This is a genomic window from Streptomyces sp. NPDC097619 (genome assembly GCF_040302735.1).
GTDB lineage: Bacteria > Actinomycetota > Actinomycetes > Streptomycetales > Streptomycetaceae > Streptomyces.
Genome location: NZ_JBEOSD010000043.1, coordinates 38,502 through 54,534, shown reverse-complemented (window position 1 = coordinate 54,534; position 16,033 = coordinate 38,502). Strand labels below are relative to the sequence as shown.

Sequence of the window (16,033 nt, the reverse complement as noted above, 5' to 3'; positions counted from 1 at the left end):
GGGCCGCCGAGGGTGACGGTGGCCCGGTGGGTGCGGCCGTCCGCGGGGACGTCCCCGGCCTCGGCGATGGCGGCCTCGCGCTGCGCGGCGGCGGCCTCGGACTGCGCGGCGCCGGAGGAGGCGGCCGCGTCGGCCGAAGCGCGGGCCGCGGCGGCCGCGTCGACCGCCGAGCCGGCGGCGGCGGCACCCGCGGCGTCGGCCGCCTCGGCGGCGGCGGCCGCCAGGTCGGCCTTCTGCGCCACGGTCCGGACGAACTTGACCACGGAGGTGGCGGCCTGCGCGGCGGCTCGGGCCGCGTCCGCCATGGAAGCGTTCTTGGAAGCCCCGATCGCGGCCTCGTAGGCGCGGGCGGCGGCCCGGCCGGCGGAGGCCGCGGCGGCTGCCGCGGCCTGGGCGGCCGCCACCGAACGCGAGGCGGCGACCTGCGCGGTCCTCGAAGCCGACACCGCGGTCGCGGCGGCCGCCGCCGCACCCCGCGCCGCCGACGCGGCCTTGTTCGCGGCCTGCGCCGAGCGCTGGACGTCGTTCTCGGCGGCCAGGGCCTCGGCCTTGGCCTCCAGGGCCGCTTCCTTGGCCTTGTCGGCGGCCTTGACGGCCTGCTGCGACAGCTCGACGGCCTCGTCGGTCTTCTTGCCGGCGCGCTGGCCCTCCGCCTCCACGACCTTCACGAGTTGCTGGATCGTCGCGGTCTCCTCGTCCCGGGCCCGGGCGATGTACTGGCCCGTGTCGAGGAACCACCGGATCGCCCGCGGCGACCCGTCGTCCAGGGCCCGCTGCGCGTACACCCGGACCTGCGGGGAGGCGGTCACCAGGATCGACGTCACCTGGAACCGGTCGTCCTCCTCCTGGGCGGTGAACTGCCCGCCGCTGAGGAAGGCGCGCAGCGCGAAGTCCGAACCGGCGTCCAGAGCGGCGGCGCCCTCCCGCTTCACGGCACGGGCCCCGCGGGCCACGACCGCGGTCACGGCGACCCGCAGGTCCTCGCGCACCGCGCCCTGGAACCCGCCCGCCAGGTACGCCTCCACCGCGGCCGGGCCGCCGGACAGGGCGGTGCCGATGCCTTCGCGCGTCGCCCGGCCCGCCGTCACCAGCGACCGCGTGAGCGTGAAGCGGTTGTCCTCGGCCCGCGCCACGGGAAGCCGCTCCTCCAGGAACTTCTTCACGTCCGCCGCGCTGCCCACCAGGGCAGCGGCGGCCGCGGTGCGGACGGCGCGGCCACCCGTCCGGTAGGCCCACACGACCCGACCGCGGTCGGTGTCCGGCAGGCCCGCCCCGGCGGGCAGAGAGGTGTCGCCCGGGCCGCTCGCCGCGTAGGCGGGGCGGCTGAGCACGGTGCAGTTCGGCAGGGCGCACGCTGCCGCCACTCCGGCGAACGCGGTGACCATCTGACGTCTGCTGAACTGTCGCGAGAAGCGCTGGGCCATCACGACTCCCTTCTGCTGCGGTGTGATCCCTGCCAGGACGTGTCTCCCGGCCCGACGGACCGTCATGAGCGTCGGTCCGCACCCGGTACGTCGCGTCGGGCTCCGCGAAGGGAGTCCCGCGCCGACGTGTCCTGTGTCGGTGCCGGCCGGGTCCACGTTTCGCTCCCTGGCGGCGATCACCACTTTCGGCCCACCGGCGACAGGAGCGGAAGGGCGATCGGGTGGCCGGAAACGTCCCTGGCCTGATCTGGCCGGGCGCGGGGCGGAGGGCCGATGGGCCGGCGTCGAAGAGGGACGCGTACGCGCACGCGCGCGTGCGGAGGCCGCGCGAGGAGGGCTGATCGGAGCTGCTGAAAAGGCGTCACATGACGTGCGAGGCCCGGCGGCAGGGCCTTGAGGTGGTGGCGTCCGTGGCCGTGGCCACGACCACGGGCGCAGTTCACGCCGGGAGTTCCGCAGGGTCGCCGCCGGGCGGTTGCGTGGACGCTTGTGGTCCAGGCCGGTTCTGGCCAGGACGGCGCTCTTCCGAGGGCGGCGAGGAGCGGAAAGGCTGGGTGGTGCGCGTCCGAACCGCTGCCACCGCTGACGCACCACGTCGGCACCGCGGTACGGCGACCACGAGCGCCCTTCGACACCCACCCACGCCGGGACCACCATGCCTGCTCACGCACCAGCGGCACCCGCACGCGGCCCGCACACGCGGAAGGCCCCCGCGCGCCGATCGGCGCCGGGGGCCCCGGGTGCGGCCGCGTCAGTCCGCGCGGGCGGGCAGCCAACCGTGCTGCACCGCGCGGACGCCCGCCTCGAACCGGCTGCGCGCGCCCAGCCGCTCCATCAGGTCGTTGGCGATCCGCCGGGCGGTCCGAGTGGACACCCCCAGCCGCTTGCCGATCGCCTCGTCCGTGTGCCCCTCGGAGAGCAGTGCGATGAGGGCCGACTCCTGCGCGCTCAGACCGTGCACGTCGCGGACCGGCGCCTCGCCCAGCGGGTGCGCCGACTCCCAGACGCTCTCGTACAGCGCGCACAGCGCGGTCAGCGTGCCCTGCCCGGTCAGGACGACGGCACCCCCCGAGGTGTCCTCGCTGCTCACGGGGATCACCGCCGTGGCACGGTCCACGATGATCAGCCGGGTGGGCAGCGAGGCCACGGTGCGGACCTGCCCGCCCAGCGAGGCCGTCCACCGGGCGTACTCCACGGTCGGCCGGTGGTGCCGGACGCTGTCCAGGTACACCACCCTGGTCCGTACCCCGCGCCCCAACAGCTCGGCGTCCAGAGGCCGGGACGCCGCGATGTTGTCCTCGGTCTGGGGACCGCCGGGCGCGAAGGTCATCACCTCGTGGCGGACCTCGCGGGTCAGGCGGGCCAGACAGTCCCGGATCCGGTCCAGGCCGATCAACTGCTCGACACCCGGACTCGCGCCGGCCGGCCGCAGGTCCGCGTACTCGGAGATCAGCTGCGCGGCGGCCGCGCGCGAAGCCTCCAACCGCTGCTGCTGCGCCGCGATCTCGGCCTGTTGACGGGCCATCAGGACTTCCATCCCGAGATCCGGCGACACCGCCCGCAGCCCCCCGCTCTCGGCCGAGGGTCGGACGAGCGCGAGCTCGCTGAGCAGGTCCAGCCCGTCGCGGACCTGCTGTTCGGTGGCGCCCGTACGCGCCACCAGAGCGGCGACCCCGCCCCCCGGCTCGGCCAGCATGGCTCTGTAGACGGCCTCCGCCGTCGTGTCGAGCCCCAATGCAGTCAACACGAAAATTCCCCCCAAAATGTGCCCATGTCCAGCACAGGACGATCATCATATGCCTGTGGGGGGACGGCGGAAGGAAGGCTCATGTACCTGGTACACGCGCACGTGGACCCACCGGACGGAGGCGGCACCTTCCCCTCTGAGCTGCGCACTCTCCTCCAGGAACTGGCCCGCCCGGAGGACGGCCTGGAGCACGTCAGCGTGCACGCCGACGCTCCCGAGGGACCGGTGGTGGGCCTCTACCTCCTGGCCGACTCCCTGGCCCGTGCCGAAGCGACGGCGGCCGTCCTCTGCACCCGGCTGTTGACGGGCCACCGCGCCTTCGAAGGCTGGACCCTACGGCGTGCGGAGGCCCCGCTGATGCGGCTCGACGGTCCCTGAGGAGTGGGGGCGGGGGAGTGGGGGTGCGGGGTGTGGGTTCGTGGAGACATCCCGCCTCCGGTCTCCGGTCTGCGGTCTCTGGTCTCCGGTCTCTGGTTTCCGGTCTTGGGGTGGACACAAACGGCCGAAGCCGGTTCCGGCCGGCTTCCTGCCCTTCCCCCCGCCTCGACGTGCGACGACAGTGGTTCTTGCCCGAGGGGACAGCAGTTCCGAGGGCACCGGATCGGACCGGAGAGTGCCACCGCGGGGCGCGAACGGACCGGAACCGGACACCCGTCAGCACCACCATCGTCCTCAGGAACGGAAGAACCCCATGTCGCGCATGCGCATCGCCCAGGCCGCCGCGGTCCTCGCCCTCGCCGTCACCGCCCCGCTCCTCGCCACGACCGCGACCGCGACCGCGGCCACGGCCGTCACCGCCGCCACCACCGCGACCGCCGCACCGGCTCCGTCCGTTCCCCCCGTCACGGTGCAGGGCAACATGGGCTGGCAGTAGCCGCATCCCTCAGGGCCTCGCGGCTCGGTCCTCGCGGCTCGGGCCTTGTGGTCGGGGCTTTCGGGCTCGGGCGAAGCCGTGCGAGGGGTGTGATCAGGCGAGGGACCGCGACCAGCCGGTGGCGGAGGCCACGTGCAGCGCCCCCCGGTGGATGTCCAGGGCGCAGGCCGACGTGGGCTTGCCGATCTGCGTGAGCGGACCGGCTCCATCGAACGCCTCATGACGCACCCGGAAGTCGTGCGGCTCCGCACACGACAGAGCGTGCAAACGCCAGGGCCCGACGGGCGCCCCGTCAGCGGGTCGGGACGGCAGCGCCAACTGGAGCAGAGCGGAGGCGGGTCGACGGGCGCTGCCCACGTCTTCCGCCGCCGACCAGGAAGCCATGACCAGCGCGACCTCGGGGGGAGGCGCGGACGGAGTCGTGGAGGAACCGGTCACGGCCTGTTCCTCGACGGGGTCGGTGCTGTCGACGGCGTACCGGAACCAGCGCCTGAGTCGCGGTCCGCCCCGCTCCACCCAGGTGCGGACGAGTGCGTCGAAGGCCGCCGCGCGTTCATCGGGGTCATGTCGAGAGCCGGCCTCCCGCACCTCCGTGCCCGCTCCGCGGAACGCCCGGCACAGATCGAGGACGGGGACGCGGTCCGCCTGCTCGGCGTAGCGCACGGAACGCAGCTCCAGCATCGCGTCGCGCAGGAGCGAGGCGGCGGCCGGCGCGGCGGAGCGCTCCTCGGCACCGGGTGCCTGGGGCAGACCACCCGAACGCGGTTCACGTGGTCGGGTGTTCGCATCCGCCTCGCGTCCGGCACCCGACAGGTGCCAGGAGAAGTCGTCCACGTACCCCTGGCCACCGGTGGCCCGGAGCCGGCCGTTCCCGCCGAGGGAGACGAGGACGTCGTCCTCGTCCGCTCGGAGGCCCGCCCCCGTGCTGTCGGCGAGATCGAAGGAGACCTCCGTCAGGCCGTCCAGCCACACCTGTAGGCGCGCGGGCGGCTCGTTCCGCCCGCCCCTTTCCGCCTCCGCGACCTCGGCCGACGGAAACGTCCGCTCCACCCCCAGGACCAGGAAGGCCGTGAGCCGTGCCCCGGCCCGCTCCACCTGGAGATGGCGCACGGATGCCCTCCCCAGGTCGTAGTCGGCGAGGAGGTCGGCGATGCGTGGCGGCGTGAGCCGGTACACCGGTGCCATGACGCGACCGGCGTGGTCACGCCCGAGCCGGGTGGCCGGTACCGCGGGCGGAAGTAGTGGTTCCGCGTCCCATCCTGCGATCGCGGCCTGTTCGACCAGCCATGCCCGCCGTCGGTCGGAGTGGCCGGCCATCCAGGCCAGCACCTCCCGCGCGCGGCGCTCGCGTTCAGGGGCGCCGGGCGTGCTGACGGCCCAGAACAGCGGGAACACGTTGTTGTCCCAGACGTCCGACGCCTCCCGGATCGCCTCCCGGTCGTAGCGACGGGCATCCGCTGCGGCCTCCGCCATGACGTCCACGGACCGGTCCAGCAGGGAGGCGAGCACGACCGCAGCCGGCGCGCCGGACAGGGACTGCTGCGGGGGAGGAGGGGTGGGGGCGGCGGACATGACCACGCGGTGATCCTCGCACAGCCCGGAAACCGGCGACACGGGCCGTACGGTTCTCCCCGACCGCCCGACCGCCCGACCGCCCGACCGCCCGACCGCCCGACCGCCCGACCGGCCTCACCGGCCCGCTTGGTCCAGCACGGCCGTCATCGCCTCGACGGTGAGGGCCCGGTTCGTCGCCGCTCCCGAGACGTGGGCCGCGTCCTCGGCCGCGAGGAGCGCGATCAGCCGTGCCGCGGGGAGGGAGGGGTTGGTCGCCGCCCGGTGTCGCACCCGCTCGGTGTCGTCGACCAGCAGCGCCTCGACGGTACCGAGCGGAAGTCCCGGGTGGGCCGCGGCGACGGCCCGGTCCTGGGATTCGTCGGAGTGGGCCAGAGCGGTGGCGGCCCGGGCGGGGAAGTTCGGATGGGCGAGCATGTCCCAGCGGCTGTAGCTCGTCCAGTCGGCGGCGGTCCGTGCCAGCAGCGCGGCCGGGGCGTTCGGTTGGCGCTCGCAGACGAACAGCCGCACCACGAAGCTCTCGTCCTCGGAGAGGATCCCCACGACCTCGTCGGACAGCCCGGCGCGCAGGGCCAGGGTCTTGCGGAGGACTTGGTGGCGACTGCGTGCCAAGGCGAGCTGCTCGGGCTCGGACAGCTCGGCGCGGAGCAGCCACGCCGGCCCTCTGCCGCTGCTCTCGTCGTCGAACGTGACGGCCATCGACTCGCGCCGTACGGGATCCAGGTCGCGGCGGCACACGACGGCCGCACGGACCTCGTTGTCGGGATCGCGCGTCAGCGCGGTGACGGCACCGGGGGCCAGGGTCGGATTGGACGCGAGGGCCGCGCGCAGTTCCGGGTCCCGGTCCGCCATGAACCGCTCGGTCAGCTCCGCGTCCAGGTCGGCGGTCGCCGCGATGTGCGGCAGGAGGTCCGGGCCGTCCGCCCGCTCGGCCGCGGAGTCGATGTCGGCGAGCAGGGCGCGGGCGGTCCGGTGGGGCAGCGGCCCGTCCAGGCGGAGCAGGAGCAGGAAGCGTCCCCGGTCGTCCAGGGCCCGGGCCAGGAGGTCGTCGATCCGGGCCGCCGGCGCGGGGTCCCATTCCGTGGCGGCGGCCGCCGCCGTCCGCGGGTCCTCGTCGTCGAGCAGCCGGATCCGCAGGTCCTCGGGCAGGTGACGGTTGAAGGCCAGGGCGCGGCGGACCTCGGGATCCGGGTCCCGCGCCAGGAGTTCGTACGCCTCGGACGACAACGGGCGCGGGACGTGGCGCTCTTGCACACCGACGCTCGTGAAGTACTCGACTCCCTTGGCCAGCCGGCCGCGCACCCCGGGGTCGGCATCGCGGGCCAGACGGAGGAGGACTTCGTCGGGGAGCGCCGGATGCGCGGCCAGTTCCGCTCGCCGACCCGCGTCCTCGTCCCCGGCGAGGACCGCCGCCACCTCGGTGGGCAGGTCCCGGCGCCGCGCGAGCGTGGAGCGGGCGGTGTCGGCTGCCGCGAGCCGCAGCAGGACGGCGGGCGGCGCGGAGGGATTGTCGGCCAGCCCGCGCAGGGCCACGGGCAGGTTCCGGCTCACGACGGCGGGAGGCTTGAAGGGGAGTGCGGGCACCGCCCCATGGTGCCGGCCCACGGGGGAGGGGATCCGGGGGAGAGACGGGGAAGCCGGGGAGACGCGCGCCCCCGGAGCGCCGTGCGGCGGAAGGAACCGCTCCGGGACGGGGAGCTTCTGGAGTGACATGGGTGTTCTGATCTTGTTCTTCGGGCTGATGCTGATGATCGGCTGGGCCCTGGCCCTCGGCTGGCTCGTGTACGCGCTGTCGGTGCTGTGGCGGAGCCGGCGGCAGCCGTGGGTGCGCCAGGAGGGACACCCGCTGGCCAGACTCCTGCTCCCCACCCCCGCCTACCTGCGCTTCGACCGGACTCTTGCGGTCGCCGCGCTCCTGGTCGACGTGTGGTTGCTGTCGTCCGTCGTGGTCTTCGGCTCGGACGGAATCTTCACCGAGGACTGGATGGGGTACCCCGGCATGATGGATCCGGAGGGGCAGTCGTACCAGGCTGCGTCGGTGGACTTCCTGAGGACGACGGCCTGGGGGAGCGCCTCGGTCGCGATCCTCGCCCGCTGCTGGCGCACGGCGGTGGCCCAGCTGTCCGTGCTCCCCCTCTCCGCGCTCTGGGTGGCCTCCTTCGACACGTACTACAACTGACCGGCCCGCGCCTGCCGTGCTGCGCGGGCCGGTGCGCCCCCGGTCGGGTGGCCACTCCGCCGAGGCTGTTGGATGGCCGCATGGGGCGACGTGAGAAGCGGCAGCGGAACGACAGGAAGCGGCAGCAGCAGGAGCGGCGGCGGCCGGACTGGGGCGTGCCGGTGGGGCTCCTGCTGCTGGCGACGTCGGCGGGATGGCGCCACAGCGTCCTCACCGCCAACGGCTCGGTCTGCGGTCGTCTGGACATCCCCGCCGACACCGATCCCCACGAAGCGAGGGCCGCCGCGACCCGCATGGTGACGGAACTGGCCCGCGAGTTCCACGACACCACGGTCGAGGTCACCTGGGAGGCGCCCACGGAGCCCGATGCCTGGACCGCCCGCATCACCGCGATCCGGGACGCCGACACCCCCGCCTCGCCGGGCTGCGAAGGCGCTGTTCCGTAGTCGGCCGGTCCGTGGACCGCTCACCTGCCGGTCCCCGCGAGGTCGAGGCAGCACCACACCGTGCCGCCGTGGGCGCCCCACCGGTCCACCTGCGCGTCCACCAACAGCAGGCCGCGGCCGGACTCCGCGAACCCGTCGGGCTCGGCGCGGCCGTCCGTGGCCGGCGGTCGGACCCGGACCGTGTTCTCGTGCGCCGTGGTGAGCAGCAGACCCTTCAAGGTCCAGGCCCACACCACCTTGACGTGCCCGTGCCCGTGCTGGACGGCATTGGCCGCCAGTTCCGAGATGAGCGTCCCCACGAGCGGGCGCAGCCGCCCGAACCCCCACTCCTCCAGGAACCGGTCCCCGATCCGCCGGATCCCCCGCACCCGGAGCGCGTCCGCCTCGCACAGGCCGTGCGCCGCGCGACGCTCGGGCAGGCAGTTCGTCTCCCGGTACCCCAGGTACAACCCCTCCTCGGGCGGCCGCCCCCACCGAAACCGGGGATAGCCCGGCACCAGGGCGGAGGAAGCGGGACCGGGTGAGGCGGCGGCGACGGGGGCGGCGGGGGCCCCGCGCACGATGAACTCGGGCATGCCGGATCCTCACGGTTCGAAGGTGGGGGAGCGAGAAGCGCTGCCACCTCCACGGTGCTCCTCGTTCGATTTGAATTTCGATCTGGATCGGCAGTCGATTGCGGGCTGAAGCCGAAGTGGTATATCGCGGACGCGCACCGAGACCAACTCGGCCTGCACCGTGGCGTGTTCCCGGAGCACCGGGTCGATTGGCGGCGCACCGGGGTATCCAAGAGGCGAACCGGTACGAGGCGAGGGCGAACCGAAAGGGAGGTGACGCGGTGGCAGCGAACGTCGGGAAGACGTTCCTCAGGATCGTGCTGGGACAAGAGCTCACGCGCCTGCGCGACCAGGCCGGGCTGACACTCGCGCAGGCGGCGAAGGAAGCCGGCTGCGCCACGTCGACCGTCCACAACGTGGAGAACGGGACCACGGGCTTCCGGCGCATAGAACAACTTGCTGTCCTGCTCAGCGCGTACAAGCTGAGCAAGGCGGACCAGGCGATGCTGATGGACTGGCACCGCCAGGCCAAGGGCGAGGACTGGTGGACGACGAGCGCCACGATCCTCCCCTCAGGGATGAACCTCTACCTGGCGCTCGAGTCCGGAGCCGAGGCCGCCAAGTGGTGGCAGCCGGGGGTGGTCAACGGACTGTTCCAGACCCGCGACTACGCTCACACCCTGATCGCGACGGCCAAAGCGGCGAACGACACGACCGACGAGTTCGTGGAGAGCGCGGTCGATGTCCGCCTCAAGCGACAGAGCCGGATCACCGAGGAAGGGATGTACCTCACCTGCATCATGGACGAGGCGGCCCTGACGAACATGGTCGGCAGTTCCCAGATCATGCGGGACCAGTACGACCGCATCGCGGAACTCAGCGAGCTGCCGAACGTCAGCATCCAGATCATCCCGATGCGGGCGCCCACGTACCGTGCGACCGGCGGAGACTTCGGCATCTTCAGCTTCGCCCCCGCCCAGCGGTTGGACCCGGTCGTCACGTGCAGCACTGTCGACGCCGCGATGCGTGTTGCCTCGAAGGAGAGGCAGACGAAGCAGTTCCTGCGGCGCTTCGAGGTCCTGGCCCAAGGAGCTCTGCCCGCCTACGAGACGCGGAACTTCCTGCACGCACTCTCACGAGAGGTCTGATCGGAATGAGCTCCACCTCCCCCCGCACTCGCGGCGATTGGTTCAAGTCCTCCTACAGTGGTGAGGGAGGTAACGCATGCGTGGAGGCCCTGTACCAGCCTGGCCGTCCCGTGCAGGTCCGCGACTCCAAGCGGTGCGGTGAGCCGGGCGGGTACCCGGTGCTGGCGTTCTCGCCCACTGCCTGGGCGGCCTTCACCTCGTACGCCGCCCGCGACTAGCCGGCGGCCGAGATGCCCTCCCCCTGGAGTCGGGGGAGGGCGCGGCCTCAGGGGGACGGGAGGACGAGGAGGAGTTCCGAGGGGTCGAGGCCGTGGTGGGTGATCCGTTCGCCGCAGGGGCAACCCAGCGTGGTGCGGTGCTGCTCGTCGCAGGTCACCTCCCAGGGGCCGTCCGCCTCCGCGCAGGCCGGGCACCGGAGGGTGGTGGCGCTCCACACGCCCGGACCCGGCTTCTCGTAGTGCCGGAAGCGCCCCACGTACCTGACCCGCCACGGCTCCGCCGGCGGCGCACTCGGGTCACACCCTTCCGGATACGGAGCCGCGAGTGCGCCGAACAGGTCGGTCAGCTCCGGCAGCAGGGCCTCGCCCGCCTCGGGGGCCGGAGGCTCCGCACGGTCGAAGGCCCCACCCGCGGCCGGGTACTGCGGGGCTGCGGCCGCCGGGCGCCGGTTGGGGGCGGCGTACCAGGGCAGCAGGGTCCGGGCCACCGTGGCCAGGAGGGCCGCCATGGCGGGGCTGACGAGGCCCGCGTCGAGGTGGTGGACGGTGGTTCGCCAGATCCGCTGGAGCCGCCGCTCCCGGTCCTCCGCCCGCAGCCGGGCCCCTGCGGCCCCCGCCGCAGCGCCCGTCCGAGCCGGGAGCGGTGCCGTCAGCCGGGCGAGCACCCGCGCCGCCGCCTCGGCGTCCGCCGTGCCGGGGCGCCACGCCCCGTCCTCGAGCAGCCGCCGGGCCCGCGCCGTCGCCGCCACCAACCCTGCCACCGGCAACCCCGTCACCGACAACGGCGCGACCTCGTGCGGATCGGTGCTCAACGGCCCTGTTCCTGCCAGGGGCCCAGTCCCAGCTTGCCCGTGTTGCCGAGGTCCACCGGGCTGCTGAGGGAGACCGTGCTGCGGGGTGCGCCGGGGCGGGGACGTACGTCGAGGTGCAGGCCGTTGACGGCCGGGACGGTGGAGTCGGTGACCAGGTTCCGCCACACGATGCCGAACGAGGCGGTCCGGCCGGGCTGCACGATGACCTTGCGCGGGGCCTCGTCGAGGCCGGTCTCGGTGGTGATGCCGTTCGAACCGTGCCCGACCCGCACCTCCACCGGGGACTTGTCCTCGTCGAGGAGGCGGATGTCCGGGTAGCCGTCGAGCTCGTAGGGTGCGGTGCCGCAGTTGAACAGCTCGACGCTCTGCACGCGCAGGCCCATCGCGGCGTCGGTGGTGCCCTCACGGAGCAGGACCCCGTCCGCCGGGCAGGGGTTGCCGGTGGGGCGGGCGTTCCCCGACGGCGTGCCGGATGACCGGTCGGGGGAGCCGTCGGACACGCAGCCGCTGAGCGCCGCCGCGGTGAGGACCACCAGCACCGGCCCGGTCGCGCCGCCGGCGATTCTCCGTATCCACCCGAGTTCACTCATGCCCCGACCCTAAGCGGTGGTCTCCACGGCCGGTGAAGTGCCATCGGAAGAGCGATACCGTCCCGCGGCCGAGCCGGCGCGGGCCGGAGCGGAAGTCGGCTTGTCTGGGCGCGAGACGGTTCCGACTGGCCGTCGTCCCAGCGACCGAAGCGACCGGAGCGACCGACCTCCCGGGTTGGGGTGGAGGGAGTAGGAGCAGTGGCGCTGTTGACGGTGAGGCGGATCTACACTGCGCACCTGAGCGCGCGAGGGACCGCGAGGGGTACGTGGGCCCACGAGTGATCGCGAGGGACACGGGGGGCTTCGGGTGTGAGGGGTGATCCGCAGGAGTGGGCGTTCGGGCTGGTCGAGGAGTTGCGGGGCGGGAGCCCCGAAGAGGTTCGGGCGGCGGCCGAGCGGGGGTCGGTGGTGTCGTCCGCCGAGCTCACGTGGGGGGCCGTGACGGTGCTGACCTCGCTGGCCGACGAGGACATCGCCAGGGCCGTGGCAGGACTGGGGACGGCCGAAGGGGATGGCCTGTTCGCCTCCCTCATGGGCCGGCTCGCGCTCAGCGGGCTCGCTCCCGCGGCCGAGCTCGCCGCCCTGGCCGACCTGGCGGGCGAGGAGGAACCGGTGCGCGCCTACATCCGTTTCCGACTGCGCGTGCTGCGCGACCATGCCGCCGCGACCCGGTAGCACGGAGCCCGAGAACGAGAACGAGCACGAGCCTGAGCGCGAGAACGAGCGAGGGAACGAGCCCGGGCCGGGTACGGCGCGTTCCCGGACCCGTACCGGTTCAGCTGCGGTGCCGCGCGGCCCGCAGGTGGCGTACTCCGTACACCGCCGCCCCCGCGGCGAGGACGACGGCCCCGCTCACCACCGAGGCCGGCGGCAGGGCGAACGCCAGGCCGAGGCATCCGGCCAGTCCCAGGGTGGGCACGATCCGGGGCGGGCGGCCCTCGGCCCGGGTGAGGGTCCAGGCGGAGGCGTTGGCGACGGCGTAGTAGGCGAGGACGCCGAAGGAGGAGAAGCCGATGGCACCGCGCAGGTCGGCGGTCGCGGCCGCGCAGGCCACGACGGCCCCGACCACGAGCTCCGCCCGGTGCGGGACCCCGTACGTCGGGTGCACGGCGGCCAGCACGTGCGGCAGGTGCCGGTCGCGGGCCATGGCCAGGGCCGTACGGGAGACCCCGAGGAGCAGCGCGAGCAGCGAGCCGAGCGCCGCCAGCGCCGCCCCGACCCCCACGACGGGTACGAGTCCCTCGCCCCCCGCGGCCCGCACCGCATCGGCCATCGGGGCCGCGGAAGCGGCGAGACCGTCCGGACCGAGGACGAGCAGGACGCCGACCGCGACGCCCGCGTACACGACGAGCGTGATGCCGAGCGCGATCGGGACGGCCCGCGGGATGGTGCGCGCCGGATTCCGGACCTCCTCGCCGAGCGTGGCGATGCGCGCGTACCCGGCGAAGGCGAAGAACAGCAGGCCGGCGGCCTGCACCACGCCGCCGAAGCTCGCGTCCGCCCCGACGGTGAGCCGGTCGGCGTCCACGGCGCCCGAACCGAGGCAGGCGACCACGACGGCGGCGAGCACCGCCAGGACGACGGCCACGATCACCCGGGTCAGCAGCGCGGACTTCTGCACCCCGGCGTAGCCCACCGCCGTCACGGCCACCACCGCGGCCACGGCGGTCGCGTGGGCCTGCCCGGGCCATGCGTACGCGCCGACGGTGAGCGCCATGGCCGCGCAGGAGGCGGTCTTGCCGATCAGGAAGGCCCAACCGGCCAGGTGGCCCCAGAACGGGCCCAGCCGCTCCCTCCCGTAGACGTACGTGCCGCCGGAAGCCGGGTAGAGGGCGGCGAGCCGGGCCGAGGAGGTCGCGTTGCAGTAGGCGACGACGGCGGCGAGGGCCAGCCCGATCAACAACCCGGAACCGGCCGCCCGGGCCGCCGGGCCGAAGGAGGCGAAGACACCGGCGCCGATCATCGAGCCCAGGCCGATGACCACCGCGTCGGACAGGCCGAGCCGCCGCCGGAGCGCGCCGGGGACCCCGACACCGACACCGACCCCGGCGCTGACCCCGGACCCGGCTCCTGCCTCAGGCGAGGGCGTACCGCTCACGTCCGTCACTCCTCGACGTCCGACGGCCGCGACGCTCCCGACGCCCGGTCCGCGCAGAACATACGCCACCGACCTGAACGTGCGGCGGCGAGGCCCCGGCGCCGGCCCAAGCTGCGGCCCGGGGATCGCCCGGGCACCGGCAGGGCGTCTGGAAGGACGCTTCCGCGCGGTCAGTACCCTCCTCTGTGATGATGGGCGGCGGCCGTGGTGGCTTCGTCGGCAGGGGCCGGCGGCGGCTCCCCCCCGGCGTGATCCGACCGGACCGACCCGAGGAGCTCCGCACGTGCCCGATCCGGCGGCCTTCACCGACGAGGAGAACTGGCGGGGCGGGTTCTACGAGCTCGCCCTCGAGTTCGCCGGAAGGGACGACCGACTCCTCCAGGCGGCGCTGTCCGCCGTCTGGCGCTCCGCCCGCGTCGAAGGCTGCTACGGCACCCGTGATCGCGAGCCGGCGGACCAGGAGGAGGTGCCCTGCACGGTGTCCTCGCTCGCCGCGCACGGACACCTCCAGGGCACGGTCGTCCTCCCGAACGGCCGCCGGATCGTCTGCGGCTGCCTCGCCGTCCGGGAGGAGGAAGGGGGCGCTGACTGGCTCGTCCTCTACCTGCCCGTCGGTGCCCTGTCCCGCGTGGAGGACATCGGAGGCTTCCCCCTCGGCGGGGACGGCGGCCCGGGCTCGCTCGGTTGGCGACGCGCCCTCGACGACTGGCTCGCCGCCATCGGGTCCGAGGTCTTCGCGGAGGCGCCGTTCCGGCTCGGCCTGGTCGGCTTCGGGACCTCCGGCGACGTCGACGCGGACCTCCTCGACGGCCGTGCACCCGACGCCCGTTGGGAGGGATACCTCCTTCCCGAGGAAGGAAGGCTCGGCTTCCACCCCGCCAACCGCTGACACCGCGCCCGCATCGCGCCCGCCCCGCACGTCCGGAGCCCGGGGGAGGGGAAGGGGGCGGGGCGACGCGAGGGCGGGACGGAGGAACAAATGCATCGCGATGATCACCTCGGGCAGCGCAGGGTATGGGCATGAACACGACATTGCGCGCCGATTCGGTGCTCCGCATACGGGACTACCGGCTGCTCTGGACGGGCGAGACCATCCGGACCCTCGGCAACAGCGTGACCTCCGTGACCCTCCCCCTGATCGCGGTCACCGTCCTGGAGACCGGCGCCACGGCGGTGGGCGTCCTCGCCGCCGCCGTCTGGCTGCCCTGGCTCCTGATCGGGCTCCCGGCCGGCGCCTGGGTGGACGGCATGCGCCGACGCCCCGTCATGATCGCCTGCAACCTGGTCTCCGCCGCGCTCTGCGTCAGCGTGCCCCTGGCGGCCTGGCTGGACGCGCTCACGTTCGCGCACCTGCTCATCGTCGCCCTCACCCTGGGCACCAGCGCGGTGTTCTTCAACACCGCCAACCACGCCTACCTGCCGACCGTCCTGCCGGCCGGCGCCCTCCTCCAAGGGAACGCCACCCTCCAGGCGAGCGAGTCCGCGACCAGGGTGGCCGGCCCCGGACTGGCCGGACTCCTCACCCAACTCCTCGGCGCCGTCGCCGGACTCCTCCTCGACGCCCTCACCTTCCTCCTCGCCACGCTCTGCCTCACCTCGATCCGGGCGCGAGAACGCGCCCCGGCACCCGACGCCACGGCCGAGCGCCTCGGAACCAGGATCCGCGAGGGGCTCCGCTTCGTCCTGCGCGACCGGCACCTGCGCCCGATGGTGGTCTACGGCGCCCTCGTCAACCTGGCCCTGATGGGCTATCAGGCCGTCCACGTCGTCTTCCTGGTCCTGACGGTGGGCGTCGACCCCGTCACCCTCGGACTGCTGCTCACCGCCGGCAGCGTCGGCGGCATCATCGGGGCCGCGTTCGCCGGAGCGGTGGGGCGCCGCTTCGGCACCGGGCGCGGCATGCTGCTCGTGCAGGTCGTCACCGGCCCCTTCGCCCTGCTGATGCCCCTGACCACCGAAGGCGCGGGCCTGGCCCTCTACGCCGTCGGGGCCTTCGGGATCGGTCTCGGGATCACCGCCTGCAACGTCGTCCTCGGCAGCTTCCGGCAGGCGTACTGCCCGCCGCACCTGCTGGGACGCGTCGTGGCCACCACGATGGTCCTCAACCACAGCACCATCCCGCTGGGTTCACTGCTCGGCGGCTTCCTCGGCGACGCCATCGGCCCCCGTCAAGCCCTGTGGGTGATGACGGCCCTCCTGGCACCGTGTTGGCTCGTCCTCGCCCTCGGCCCCATGCGCCACGCACGCGACCTCCCGACGACCCCCCACCCCACCCCCGAAACCCACCCGAGCACCACCTGACGCACCCCGCCTCCGACCCGGCTGCCGGCAGATCCCCTCCCCGGCAGCCGTCCGAGGCGGGCGCCGCTGG

The 16,033-nt window shown here is 73.9% G+C and carries 17 protein-coding genes; 9 read left to right on the top strand and 8 right to left on the bottom strand.

Translation table 11 applies throughout. From position 1 onward, the window contains the following. A partial coding sequence (locus ABTZ17_RS14900) for an ALF repeat-containing protein (RefSeq protein WP_352195997.1) occupies nt 1–1,424 on the bottom strand: 1,424 nt, incomplete at its 3' end. 751 nt (nt 1,425–2,175) lie between these two features. Then, on the bottom strand, nt 2,176–3,171 hold the full coding sequence (locus ABTZ17_RS14895) for a LuxR C-terminal-related transcriptional regulator (protein ID WP_352195996.1): 996 nt from the start codon (nt 3,169–3,171) through the stop codon (nt 2,176–2,178). Nucleotides 3,172–3,252: 81 nt separating this feature from the next. Between ABTZ17_RS14895 and ABTZ17_RS14890 the strand changes: the two genes are divergently transcribed. Continuing rightward, nucleotides 3,253–3,549 carry a hypothetical protein gene (locus ABTZ17_RS14890; RefSeq protein ID WP_352195995.1) on the top strand — a complete coding sequence of 99 codons (297 nt, stop codon included), beginning with the start codon at nt 3,253–3,255 and terminating at the stop codon, nt 3,547–3,549. A 313-nt stretch (nt 3,550–3,862) separates the two neighbouring features. Continuing rightward, nucleotides 3,863–4,045 (top strand): hypothetical protein, encoded by a 183-nt coding sequence (locus ABTZ17_RS14885; protein ID WP_352195994.1) that lies wholly within the window; start codon nt 3,863–3,865, stop codon nt 4,043–4,045. Nucleotides 4,046–4,138: 93 nt separating this feature from the next. On the opposite strand, the gene ABTZ17_RS14880 is transcribed toward ABTZ17_RS14885, so the two are convergent. Then, nucleotides 4,139–5,623 (bottom strand): hypothetical protein, encoded by a 1,485-nt coding sequence (locus ABTZ17_RS14880; protein ID WP_352195993.1) that lies wholly within the window; start codon nt 5,621–5,623, stop codon nt 4,139–4,141. 111 nt (nt 5,624–5,734) lie between these two features. Further along, nucleotides 5,735–7,201 (bottom strand): hypothetical protein, encoded by a 1,467-nt coding sequence (locus tag ABTZ17_RS14875; protein WP_352195992.1) that lies wholly within the window; start codon nt 7,199–7,201, stop codon nt 5,735–5,737. A gap of 127 nt (nt 7,202–7,328) precedes the next feature. Here ABTZ17_RS14875 and ABTZ17_RS14870 point away from each other — a divergent pair, with 127 nt between their 5' ends. Both ABTZ17_RS14870 and ABTZ17_RS14865 read left to right on the top strand, forming a co-directional pair. Beyond that, on the top strand, nt 7,329–7,796 hold the full coding sequence (locus ABTZ17_RS14870; protein WP_352195991.1) for a hypothetical protein: 468 nt from the start codon (nt 7,329–7,331) through the stop codon (nt 7,794–7,796). An 80-nt stretch (nt 7,797–7,876) separates the two neighbouring features. After that, nucleotides 7,877–8,242, top strand: a complete 366-nt coding sequence (locus ABTZ17_RS14865) for a hypothetical protein (RefSeq protein WP_352195990.1) — start codon at nt 7,877–7,879, stop codon at nt 8,240–8,242. Nucleotides 8,243–8,262: 20 nt separating this feature from the next. On the opposite strand, the gene ABTZ17_RS14860 is transcribed toward ABTZ17_RS14865, so the two are convergent. Beyond that, nucleotides 8,263–8,817 (bottom strand): ATP-binding protein, encoded by a 555-nt coding sequence (locus tag ABTZ17_RS14860; RefSeq protein ID WP_352195989.1) that lies wholly within the window; start codon nt 8,815–8,817, stop codon nt 8,263–8,265. Between the two features lie 260 nt (nt 8,818–9,077). Here ABTZ17_RS14860 and ABTZ17_RS14855 point away from each other — a divergent pair, with 260 nt between their 5' ends. Both ABTZ17_RS14855 and ABTZ17_RS36905 read left to right on the top strand, forming a co-directional pair. Then, on the top strand, nt 9,078–9,944 hold the full coding sequence (locus ABTZ17_RS14855; protein WP_352195988.1) for a helix-turn-helix domain-containing protein: 867 nt from the start codon (nt 9,078–9,080) through the stop codon (nt 9,942–9,944). 5 nt (nt 9,945–9,949) lie between these two features. After that, nucleotides 9,950–10,162, top strand: a complete 213-nt coding sequence (locus ABTZ17_RS36905; protein ID WP_502994683.1) for a DUF397 domain-containing protein — start codon at nt 9,950–9,952, stop codon at nt 10,160–10,162. A gap of 47 nt (nt 10,163–10,209) precedes the next feature. On the opposite strand, the gene ABTZ17_RS14845 is transcribed toward ABTZ17_RS36905, so the two are convergent. Together ABTZ17_RS14845 and ABTZ17_RS14840 are read right to left on the bottom strand one after the other, a co-directional pair. Then, nucleotides 10,210–10,974, bottom strand: a complete 765-nt coding sequence (locus ABTZ17_RS14845) for a hypothetical protein (RefSeq protein WP_352195986.1) — start codon at nt 10,972–10,974, stop codon at nt 10,210–10,212. Then, nucleotides 10,971–11,564, bottom strand: a complete 594-nt coding sequence (locus tag ABTZ17_RS14840) for a DUF4232 domain-containing protein (protein ID WP_352195985.1) — start codon at nt 11,562–11,564, stop codon at nt 10,971–10,973. Before ABTZ17_RS14840 ends, ABTZ17_RS14845 begins: the two co-directional genes overlap by 4 nt. A gap of 309 nt (nt 11,565–11,873) precedes the next feature. Between ABTZ17_RS14840 and ABTZ17_RS14835 the strand changes: the two genes are divergently transcribed. Further along, nucleotides 11,874–12,239 (top strand): hypothetical protein, encoded by a 366-nt coding sequence (locus tag ABTZ17_RS14835; RefSeq protein WP_352195984.1) that lies wholly within the window; start codon nt 11,874–11,876, stop codon nt 12,237–12,239. 100 nt (nt 12,240–12,339) lie between these two features. Here the strand turns inward: ABTZ17_RS14835 and ABTZ17_RS14830 are convergent, their stop codons facing one another. Then, the gene (locus tag ABTZ17_RS14830; protein ID WP_352196002.1) at nt 12,340–13,560 is read right to left on the bottom strand and encodes an APC family permease; all 1,221 of its coding nucleotides are present in this window, start codon (nt 13,558–13,560) and stop codon (nt 12,340–12,342) included. 385 nt (nt 13,561–13,945) lie between these two features. Here ABTZ17_RS14830 and ABTZ17_RS14825 point away from each other — a divergent pair, with 385 nt between their 5' ends. Together ABTZ17_RS14825 and ABTZ17_RS14820 are read left to right on the top strand one after the other, a co-directional pair. Then, nucleotides 13,946–14,551 (top strand): hypothetical protein, encoded by a 606-nt coding sequence (locus ABTZ17_RS14825; RefSeq protein ID WP_352195983.1) that lies wholly within the window; start codon nt 13,946–13,948, stop codon nt 14,549–14,551. 131 nt (nt 14,552–14,682) lie between these two features. After that, on the top strand, nt 14,683–15,963 hold the full coding sequence (locus ABTZ17_RS14820; protein WP_352195982.1) for an MFS transporter: 1,281 nt from the start codon (nt 14,683–14,685) through the stop codon (nt 15,961–15,963). Nucleotides 15,964–16,033 lie beyond the last annotated feature (70 nt).